The sequence below is a fragment of the Muribaculum sp. genome (assembly GCF_029051885.1).
Classification (GTDB): domain Bacteria; phylum Bacteroidota; class Bacteroidia; order Bacteroidales; family Muribaculaceae; genus Muribaculum.
The window spans coordinates 1-3,062 of record NZ_JAIDKI010000137.1; the positions used below are offsets into that span (position 1 = coordinate 1).

General features: G+C 45.9%; 3 protein-coding genes. 2 read left to right on the forward strand and 1 reads right to left on the reverse strand.

Annotated features, from left to right (window positions below; genetic code table 11):
- Positions 1–111: 111 nt before the first annotated feature.
- Positions 112–1,095, forward strand: coding sequence for an AMP-binding protein (locus tag K2I50_RS05975; RefSeq protein ID WP_301025296.1), 984 nt, complete (start codon positions 112–114; stop codon positions 1,093–1,095).
- Positions 1,096–1,104: 9 nt separating this feature from the next.
- Here the strand turns inward: K2I50_RS05975 and K2I50_RS05980 are convergent, their stop codons facing one another.
- Positions 1,105–1,806, reverse strand: coding sequence for a Crp/Fnr family transcriptional regulator (locus K2I50_RS05980; RefSeq protein ID WP_301025297.1), 702 nt, complete (start codon positions 1,804–1,806; stop codon positions 1,105–1,107).
- A gap of 203 nt (positions 1,807–2,009) precedes the next feature.
- Here K2I50_RS05980 and K2I50_RS05985 point away from each other — a divergent pair, with 203 nt between their 5' ends.
- Positions 2,010–2,771: a shikimate dehydrogenase family protein gene (locus tag K2I50_RS05985; RefSeq protein ID WP_301025298.1), complete on the forward strand. Its 762-nt coding sequence runs from the start codon at positions 2,010–2,012 to the stop codon at positions 2,769–2,771.
- The last annotated feature ends 291 nt before the right edge of the window (positions 2,772–3,062 follow it).

Consider the following 3,062-nt stretch of genomic DNA (forward strand, 5'->3'; position numbering starts at 1 on the left):
TCATCACAAGCGAAAATATGCTCGACGATTGACCGCCCTGACGGTAACATTTATTATTAAACAAGCTCTTAAACAAGCTCTTAACGTCAAATCCAATCATTCTCTAAGAGTATGTCTTCAATCCCCCAAATAATTGACCCCGAGGGCCTTGCTTCGAGATTTATAGAAGAGTGGATGTCGGACAGTCCGGTTGTATGTGCAAATACTTCCGGCTCTACGGGTGTGCCCAAGCGAATCATGTTGCCAAAGGCCGACATGATTGTGTCGGCTACCGCGACATGCCGCCATTTCGGCATCGGGCCGTCTTCGGTGCTTCATCTGCCGCTTTCTACTGATTATATTGCCGGTAAAATGATGGTGGTAAGGGCTTTCGTGAGCGGTGCGACACTGATTGTAGAGCGTCCGTCGAGCCGTCCGCTCAGTCTGTTGCCTTTGGGGAGAGAGAATATTGCTCTTACTGCTGTTGTGCCTTCGCAGGTAGATGGATTGCTCGAGAGCATGTATGCCGACCGGGTGCGTCATGTCATTGTCGGTGGCGGCGCTCTGTCTGCTGATTTAGAGCGCAGGCTCCGCGAGTGTGCGGCGATGTGCTGGGCTACATATGGCATGACGGAAACATGCAGTCATGTGGCTCTAAGAAATATCACTTCCGGGCAGGATACTTATACCGCGCTTCCGGGAATAATGTTTGAGACTGATTCAAGAGGATGTCTGGAGATAAATGCGCCCGGATACTCGTTTGGCCGGCTTGTTACCAATGATATGGTAGAGCTCCTGTCGGAATCGGAGTTCAGATGGCTCGGAAGATATGATAATGTCATAAATTCGGGAGGAATCAAGCTACATCCGGAAGAGATGGAAAAACGCCTCGAGGGGTGCGTGGCATCGCCTTTCTATATAGTAGGACGTCCGAGCGAGCGCTGGGGCGAAGAGGCAGTCATTGTAATGGAAAATGCTACTGACTCAGAGTGTGAGGCGATAATGGAATGCGCGCGTAAGGCTTTTGACAGACGTTCCGTGCCTAAGGCGGTAATAAACGTGACGCGCTTTATTTATGCCTCCAATGGCAAAATAAAGCGCGTGCTTCCGTGTTGATTTCTATGATTATCCGAATTTGCTTATCTTTCGAAGAGCCGATTCGTTCATAATCTTTATGCGGCGTCCGTCGACTATCAGTATCTTTTCGTTGACGAAGCATGAGAGTGTGCGTATGGCATTGGATGTGGTCATGTTGGACAGATTGGCCAAATCCTCTCGAGCCATGTATATGCGCAGTGTGGCGTCGTCGTCCTCATAGCCATAGCTCTCTCTCAGGGCTATAAGCGCTTCGGCCAGACGACCGCGTATGTGCTTCTGTGTGAGGTTTACGATTTTTGTGTCGGAACCGCCGAGATTGCGCGAAAGTTCCTTTATGAAGAACCATGCGAGCTTCACATTATTCTGTATAAGCTGCTGCACAAGCGACATGGGCAGGCATCCCAACGTCGAAGGCTCAAAGGCCGCCGCTGTCGAGACGTATGGTTCATCGGCAAAGTATGCGCGATAACCGAAATATTGCACCGGACGTATCAGGCGTAATATCTGCTGACGGCCTCCGATGCCGTCTTTATATAGTTTTACCTTGCCTTTAAGCAGACACCAGAGGTATTCCGGCATCTCTTTTTCAGCATAGATTATCTGGTTCTTTTTGAATGTGTGGGTGGTGAAATTGTCAACAATGAGGTGCTTGTCGTCGCTGCTTAGCGTCGACCAGAGCTCTGACAAATCTTCGGAGATCACCCTTTCCAATGTACTTTTGTTAATCATCGTGGCGCTTAGCGATGTTGTGCAACATGCTTTGCAAAGTTACAAATAATTCTTAATATCAAGCATAAGTGAATGGGAAAAAGATGTTTTTATGGGAAAGGATTGTAAAGAAATCAAAAATATGGTGTGTAATACGATTTTAACGCTTTTTTTTCGGGCTATCATGTGGATTTTTATACCTTTGCAATCATAAATTTTTTGCTATGGCAGATCGGATAGAACGTACATACGGGCTGATAGGATTCCCATTGACCCACTCATTTTCACAAGCATACTTCAATCGTAAATTCGAGGCTGAAGGTATCCCGGCTCATTATATTAATTTTGAGTTGCCGGATATCGGTGATCTTATGGAGGTCATATCGGAGTATCCTACATTATCGGGCCTTAATGTGACGATTCCGTATAAAGAGCAGGTCATACCTTATCTTAATGAGATAGATGAGGATGCCCGTAAAATCGGAGCCGTGAATGTGATAAAGTTTATACGCAAGAAGGGCAACGATATAAAGCTCAAGGGCTATAATTCGGATATAATAGGCTTTTCAGATTCAATAAGGCCATTGCTTAATCCGGAACGCAACAAGGCTCTGATACTTGGCACCGGAGGTGCGGCCAAGGCGGTCAGGCAGGGGCTTATCAACCTCGGGGTGGAGCCGGTAATGGTATCCCGTACACCTAAGGATGGTGTTATAACGTATGCTGATATTACTCAGGAGGTGATGGATACCCACAGAATTATAATCAATACAACTCCGTTGGGTATGTATCCGCATGTCGATGAATGTCCGGATATCCCATACAGCCTGCTTACATCTTCCCATCTGTGCTATGATTTGCTTTATAATCCAGATGTCACTCTATTTATGAAGAAATCGGCAGAAATGGGGGCCGAGACCAAAAATGGTCTTGAAATGCTTTTGCTTCAGGCATTTGTATCGTGGCAAATCTGGGAGGAGGCGTAATAGTCGGTCGTTATGGAACCCCATAACTCCCTCATCACAAGCGAAAATCTGCTTGACGAATGACCGCCCTGACCCTGACGGTAATATTTATTATTAAACAAACTCTTTTAGCCGGATGTAGTTATTTGCTTTTTTCGTCCGGTTTTGCTGAGGTCATTCTGTCATACCTTTTATTCGGGATGCTGAATTGACCGCCAATTACCTGATTAAACCAAAATTCATTACTATATATATTTATGCCTTTAAGTGTGATTGGGCGATGGATGTATATCGCTCTGATTATTATTGTAT

Bases quoted from the DNA above. Each gene is read 5' to 3' on its own strand.
- K2I50_RS05975 (WP_301025296.1), top strand. From the start codon at position 112: ATGTCTTCAATCCCCCAAATAATTGACCCCGAGGGCCTTGCTTCGAGA.
- K2I50_RS05980 (WP_301025297.1), bottom strand. From the start codon at position 1,806: ATGATTAACAAAAGTACATTGGAAAGGGTGATCTCCGAAGATTTGTCA.
- K2I50_RS05985 (WP_301025298.1), top strand. From the start codon at position 2,010: ATGGCAGATCGGATAGAACGTACATACGGGCTGATAGGATTCCCATTG.